5 protein-coding genes and 1 pseudogene are annotated in these 5,270 nt (G+C 57.9%); 5 read left to right on the top strand and 1 reads right to left on the bottom strand.

Features of this window, described 5'->3' with window-relative positions; genetic code table 11:
* Positions 1 to 16: 16 nt before the first annotated feature.
* The 3 genes and pseudogenes from carB to HT737_RS19760 all read left to right on the top strand — a co-directional run.
* Positions 17 to 1,768, top strand: a pseudogene (gene carB, locus HT737_RS19750) (carbamoyl-phosphate synthase large subunit); the annotation flags it as partial.
* Positions 1,765 to 2,241: a transcription elongation factor GreA gene (gene greA / locus HT737_RS19755; RefSeq protein WP_041066788.1), complete on the top strand. Its 477-nt coding sequence runs from the start codon at positions 1,765 to 1,767 to the stop codon at positions 2,239 to 2,241. The pseudogene carB and the gene greA, both read left to right, overlap by 4 nt.
* A gap of 28 nt (positions 2,242 to 2,269) precedes the next feature.
* Positions 2,270 to 2,674, top strand: a complete 405-nt coding sequence (locus HT737_RS19760; RefSeq protein ID WP_121183649.1) for an MFS transporter — start codon at positions 2,270 to 2,272, stop codon at positions 2,672 to 2,674.
* A 9-nt stretch (positions 2,675 to 2,683) separates the two neighbouring features.
* On the opposite strand, the gene HT737_RS19765 is transcribed toward HT737_RS19760, so the two are convergent.
* Entirely contained in the window at positions 2,684 to 2,992 is a 309-nt protein-coding gene (locus HT737_RS19765) for a YhbY family RNA-binding protein (RefSeq protein ID WP_003221534.1), read from the bottom strand.
* Positions 2,993 to 3,093: 101 nt separating this feature from the next.
* Between HT737_RS19765 and rlmE the strand changes: the two genes are divergently transcribed.
* Both rlmE and ftsH read left to right on the top strand, forming a co-directional pair.
* Positions 3,094 to 3,723: a 23S rRNA (uridine(2552)-2'-O)-methyltransferase RlmE gene (gene rlmE, locus HT737_RS19770; RefSeq protein ID WP_003221536.1), complete on the top strand. Its 630-nt coding sequence runs from the start codon at positions 3,094 to 3,096 to the stop codon at positions 3,721 to 3,723.
* 202 nt (positions 3,724 to 3,925) lie between these two features.
* The coding region (gene ftsH, locus HT737_RS19775; RefSeq protein WP_182403807.1) for an ATP-dependent zinc metalloprotease FtsH at positions 3,926 to 5,270 on the top strand (1,345 nt) is incomplete at its 3' end.

Below are 5,270 nucleotides of genomic sequence, written 5' to 3' on the forward strand. Positions count from 1 at the left end.
CGCGAACTGATGTTCAAAGCTCAAGCGCAAAGGCTTCTCCGATCAGCGTCTGGCCAAACTGCTGGGTGTGACCGAGAAGAACCTGCGTACGCACCGTCAAAAACTGGAAGTGTTCCCGGTCTACAAGCGCGTTGACACCTGTGCCGCCGAGTTCGCCACCGACACCGCTTACCTCTACTCGACGTACGAGGAAGAGTGCGAAGCCGCGCCGTCCGGTCGCGACAAGATCATGATTCTGGGTGGTGGTCCGAACCGTATCGGCCAGGGCATCGAGTTCGACTATTGCTGCGTACACGCCGCCCTCGCACTGCGCGAAGACGGCTATGAAACCATCATGGTCAACTGCAACCCGGAAACCGTTTCCACCGACTACGACACGTCCGACCGTCTGTACTTCGAGCCGGTAACCCTGGAAGACGTACTGGAAATCTGCCGCGTCGAGAAGCCGAAAGGCGTGATCGTCCAGTACGGCGGCCAGACTCCGCTGAAACTGGCGCGTGCCCTCGAAGCCGCTGGCGTGCCGATCATCGGTACCAGCCCTGACGCCATCGACCGTGCCGAAGACCGTGAGCGCTTCCAGCAAATGGTTGAGCGCCTGAACCTGCGTCAGCCGCCAAACGCCACCGTGCGCAGCGAAGACGAAGCCGTTCGCGCTGCCGCGAAAATCGGTTATCCGCTGGTGGTGCGCCCGTCCTACGTACTGGGCGGCCGCGCGATGGAAATCGTCTACAAGGAAGACGAACTCAAGCGCTACCTGCGTGATGCGGTGCAAGTGTCCAACGACAGCCCGGTGCTGCTCGACCACTTCCTCAACTGCGCCATCGAGATGGACGTGGATGCGGTCTGCGACGGCAAAGACGTGGTGATCGGCGCGATCATGCAGCACATCGAACAGGCGGGCGTTCACTCCGGTGACTCCGCGTGCTCGCTGCCGCCGTACTCGCTGCCGGCGCACATCCAGGACGAGATGCGCGAACAGGTCAAGAAAATGGCCCTGGAACTGGGTGTTGTCGGCCTGATGAACGTGCAACTGGCCCTGCAGGGCGAAGACATCTACGTCATCGAAGTCAACCCGCGCGCTTCGCGTACCGTACCGTTCGTGTCCAAGTGCATCGGTGTTTCCCTGGCAATGATCGCTGCACGCGTCATGGCCGGTAAGACCCTGAAGGAAATCGGCTTCACCAAGGAAATCATCCCGAACTTCTACAGCGTGAAAGAGGCGGTGTTCCCGTTCGCCAAATTCCCTGGCGTTGACCCGATCCTCGGCCCGGAGATGAAGTCCACCGGTGAAGTGATGGGCGTCGGCGACACCTTCGGTGAAGCCTTCGCCAAGGCCCAGATGGGCGCGAGCGAAGTGCTGCCGACCGGCGGTACCGCGTTCATCAGCGTGCGTGACGATGACAAGCCGCTGGTTGCAGGCGTGGCCCGTGATCTGATCAACTTGGGCTTCGAAGTGGTCGCCACTGCCGGTACTGCCAAGCTGATCGAAGCCGCAGGCCTGAAAGTGCGCCGCGTGAACAAGGTGACCGAGGGTCGTCCGCACGTGGTCGACATGATCAAGAATGACGAAGTCACCCTGATCATCAACACCACCGAAGGCCGTCAGTCGATCGCTGATTCCTACTCCATTCGTCGTAATGCCCTGCAGCACAAGATCTACTGCACCACCACCATTGCTGCGGGCGAGGCTATCTGTGAAGCGCTGAAGTTCGGTCCCGAGAAGACCGTACGCCGCTTGCAGGATCTACACGCAGGATTGAAGGCATGATCAAGTACCCAATGACCGTCCAGGGCGCAAAAGCCCTGGAAGAAGAACACGCTCACCTGACCAAGGTCGTTCGTCCGAAGCTCAGCCAGGACATCGGTACGGCTCGCGAGCTGGGTGATCTGAAGGAAAACGCCGAATACCATGCCGCCCGCGAACAGCAGGGCATGGTCGAGGCGCGGATCCGTGATATCGAAGGCCGGATCCAGAATCAGGTCATCATTGATGTCACGACCATTCCGCACACCGGCAAAGTGATCTTCGGTACCACTGTCGAAATCGCCAACGTCGAGACGGATGAAAGCGTCGCTTACCACATCGTGGGTGAGGATGAGGCTGACTTCAAACTCGGCAAGATTTCGGTCGGCTCGCCCTTGGCCCGTGCCTTGATCGGCAAGGAAGAGGGTGACGTGGTTGCCGTGAAAACGCCGAGTGGTGTTATCGAGTACGAGATTGTCGAAGTCCGTCACATCTGAAGGCAAGCGCCCGCTACGTGCGGGCGCCATGCTTTGGCAGCTGACCCAGACGTTGTGGGTCGGCGGCTTCTGGCTGATTCATCTCGGTTTGCGACCGGTGCTGGGCAAAATTGGTCTGGCACCGTTGCTGATCGATGAGATTGCCGATGCGTTCGAAGTGTCGCTGGTGATTTTTGCCGTGGCCTGCGTGATTTTTCAGGCTTTGGTGCTGGTACGGGCCGAGGGCCTTGCCAGTCTGTGGCGGGATTTTCGCGGGCAGGTGTTGTTGATGGCACTGTATGCGTGTGCGATGTTTGTCGCCGTGCATGTCGGCTGGCCGCAAGCGCAGCGCTGGCAGGCATTCAGTTTTCTGCTGTTGGGCTTCTCTGGACTGGTGCTGGTGTTGCAGCCGCTACCGGGATGGAGTGGCAGGGTGCGCGAAGCACACCCTTGACCCTTGCCATCACTTGAAGCGATGAACGTTCGACAGCTGCTTGTTGACGCTGAAGTTCTTGCGATAAACCAGCGCCATCTTGCCGATGACCTGTACCAGATCAGCCTTGCCGACCTTGCACAGCTCTGCAATGTGCGCCAGGCGCGACTCGCGGTCGAGGATGTTGAGCTTGATCTTGATCAGCTCGTGATCCGCCAAGGCGCGTTCAAGTTCGGCTAATACACCTTCAGTCAGACCGTTGTCCGCCACCGTCAAAACCGGTTTCAGGTGGTGACCAATGGATTTGTACTGTTTCTTCTGCTCTGGAGTGAGCGGCATAATCTGACCCTTTCGTCTGGATTCTGTAAAATGGCGGCCATTTTACCCGAGGGTTCGTGGATCCGCCCAATTAATCACGACCCTTATTATCGAGGTGCCCAATGGCGCGTTCCAAGACAAGCCTTGGTTGGCTGAAACGACATGTCAACGATCCTTATGTGAAGCAGGCGCAGAAGGATGGCTACCGCTCGCGTGCGAGTTACAAGCTTCTGGAGATCCAGGAGAAATACAAGCTGATCCGTTCCGGCATGAGCGTTGTCGACCTGGGTGCGGCGCCCGGCGGCTGGTCGCAGGTCACCAGCCGGCTGATCGGTGGTCAGGGGCGACTGATCGCTTCGGACATCCTGGAGATGGACAGTATCCCTGACGTGACCTTTATTCAGGGTGATTTCACCGAGGATGAAGTGCTCGCGCGAATCCTTGAAGCCGTGGGTAATTCACAGGTGGACCTTGTGATTTCCGATATGGCCCCCAATATGAGTGGTACGCCTGAAGTGGACATGCCAAAAGCCATGTTCCTTTGCGAGCTGGCGCTTGATCTGGCGGAGCGGATACTCAAGCCGGGTGGTAATTTTGTGATCAAGATTTTTCAGGGCGAAGGTTTTGATGTCTACCTGAAGGATGCTCGGAAGAAGTTCGACAAGATCCAGATGATCAAGCCGGACTCCTCCCGTGGCAGCTCCCGCGAGCAATACATGCTGGCTTGGGGTTACCGTGGCGGTAATGAGTAAAACGAGGTTTTTTGCCGGGGCGATAGGTTTTTCGTATTTTGCCCCGCGTGCATAAGCGAATATTGTGTAGAAAGTGTTTCACAAAGGGTTACAGACGGCGCCTGCAAGAGTTGTAGGTAATGTAGTAAGTTAGGCCGGTGAATATCATGCGAAGCGCGCGCCAGTAGCGGAGCTTGCTTCAGAGGGTAGTTAATTGAACGATATGGCAAAGAATCTGATCCTGTGGTTGATCATCGCGGCAGTCCTCGTGACGGTGATGAACAACTTCTCCAGCCCTAACGAGCCGCAGACCCTCAACTATTCCGACTTCATCCAGCAGGTCAAGGATGGCAAGGTCGAGCGCGTAGCCGTTGACGGCTATGTGATTACCGGCAAGCGCAACGATGGCGACAGCTTCAAGACCATTCGTCCGGCGATCCAGGACAACGGCCTGATCGGCGACCTGGTCGACAATCACGTTGTGGTTGAAGGCAAGCAGCCTGAGCAGCAAAGCATCTGGACTCAACTTCTGGTGGCCAGCTTCCCGATCCTGGTGATCATCGCGGTGTTCATGTTCTTCATGCGCCAGATGCAGGGCGGTGCCGGCGGCAAGGGCGGACCGATGAGCTTTGGCAAGAGCAAGGCACGCCTGCTCTCCGAAGACCAGGTGAAGACCACGCTGGCTGACGTTGCTGGTTGCGACGAAGCCAAGGAAGAAGTTGGTGAGCTGGTTGAGTTCCTGCGTGATCCGGGCAAGTTCCAGCGCCTCGGCGGTCGTATTCCTCGCGGCGTATTGATGGTCGGCCCTCCGGGTACCGGTAAAACCTTGCTGGCCAAGGCGATTGCTGGCGAAGCGAAAGTGCCGTTCTTCACCATCTCCGGTTCCGACTTTGTTGAAATGTTTGTGGGTGTTGGTGCAAGCCGCGTTCGCGACATGTTCGAGCAGGCCAAGAAGCACGCGCCGTGCATCATCTTCATTGACGAAATCGACGCCGTCGGTCGCCACCGTGGCGCCGGCATGGGCGGCGGTCACGACGAGCGTGAGCAGACCCTCAACCAGTTGCTGGTAGAGATGGACGGCTTCGAAATGAATGACGGCATCATTGTGATCGCTGCCACCAACCGTCCTGACGTACTTGACCCTGCGCTGCTGCGTCCGGGCCGTTTCGACCGTCAGGTCGTTGTCGGTTTGCCGGATATTCGCGGTCGCGAGCAGATTCTCAAGGTTCACATGCGGAAAGTGCCAATGGGTGATGACGTGGCTCCAGCCGTTATCGCCCGTGGTACCCCAGGCTTTTCCGGTGCCGATCTGGCCAACCTGGTCAACGAAGCGTCGCTGTTCGCTGCACGTAGCGGCAAGCGCATCGTCGAAATGAAAGAATTCGAGCTGGCCAAAGACAAGATCATGATGGGCGCCGAGCGCAAATCCATGGTCATGTCCGAGAAAGAGAAACAGAACACCGCTTATCACGAAGCGGGTCATGCGATCGTTGGGCGCGTTGTGCCTGAGCATGATCCTGTCTACAAGGTTTCGATCATTCCACGTGGCCGTGCGCTGGGTGTGACCA

The sequence above is a fragment of the Pseudomonas sp. MD195_PC81_125 genome (assembly GCF_014060985.1).
GTDB lineage: Bacteria > Pseudomonadota > Gammaproteobacteria > Pseudomonadales > Pseudomonadaceae > Aquipseudomonas > Aquipseudomonas parakoreensis.

Excerpts from the sequence above, each read along its gene's own strand:
- HT737_RS19760 (WP_121183649.1), top strand. The coding sequence starts at position 2,270 with ATGCTTTGGCAGCTGACCCAGACGTTGTGGGTCGGCGGCTTCTGGCTG.
- rlmE (WP_003221536.1), top strand. The coding sequence starts at position 3,094 with ATGGCGCGTTCCAAGACAAGCCTTGGTTGGCTGAAACGACATGTCAAC.
- greA (WP_041066788.1), top strand. The coding sequence starts at position 1,765 with ATGATCAAGTACCCAATGACCGTCCAGGGCGCAAAAGCCCTGGAAGAA.
- HT737_RS19765 (WP_003221534.1), bottom strand. The coding sequence starts at position 2,992 with ATGCCGCTCACTCCAGAGCAGAAGAAACAGTACAAATCCATTGGTCAC.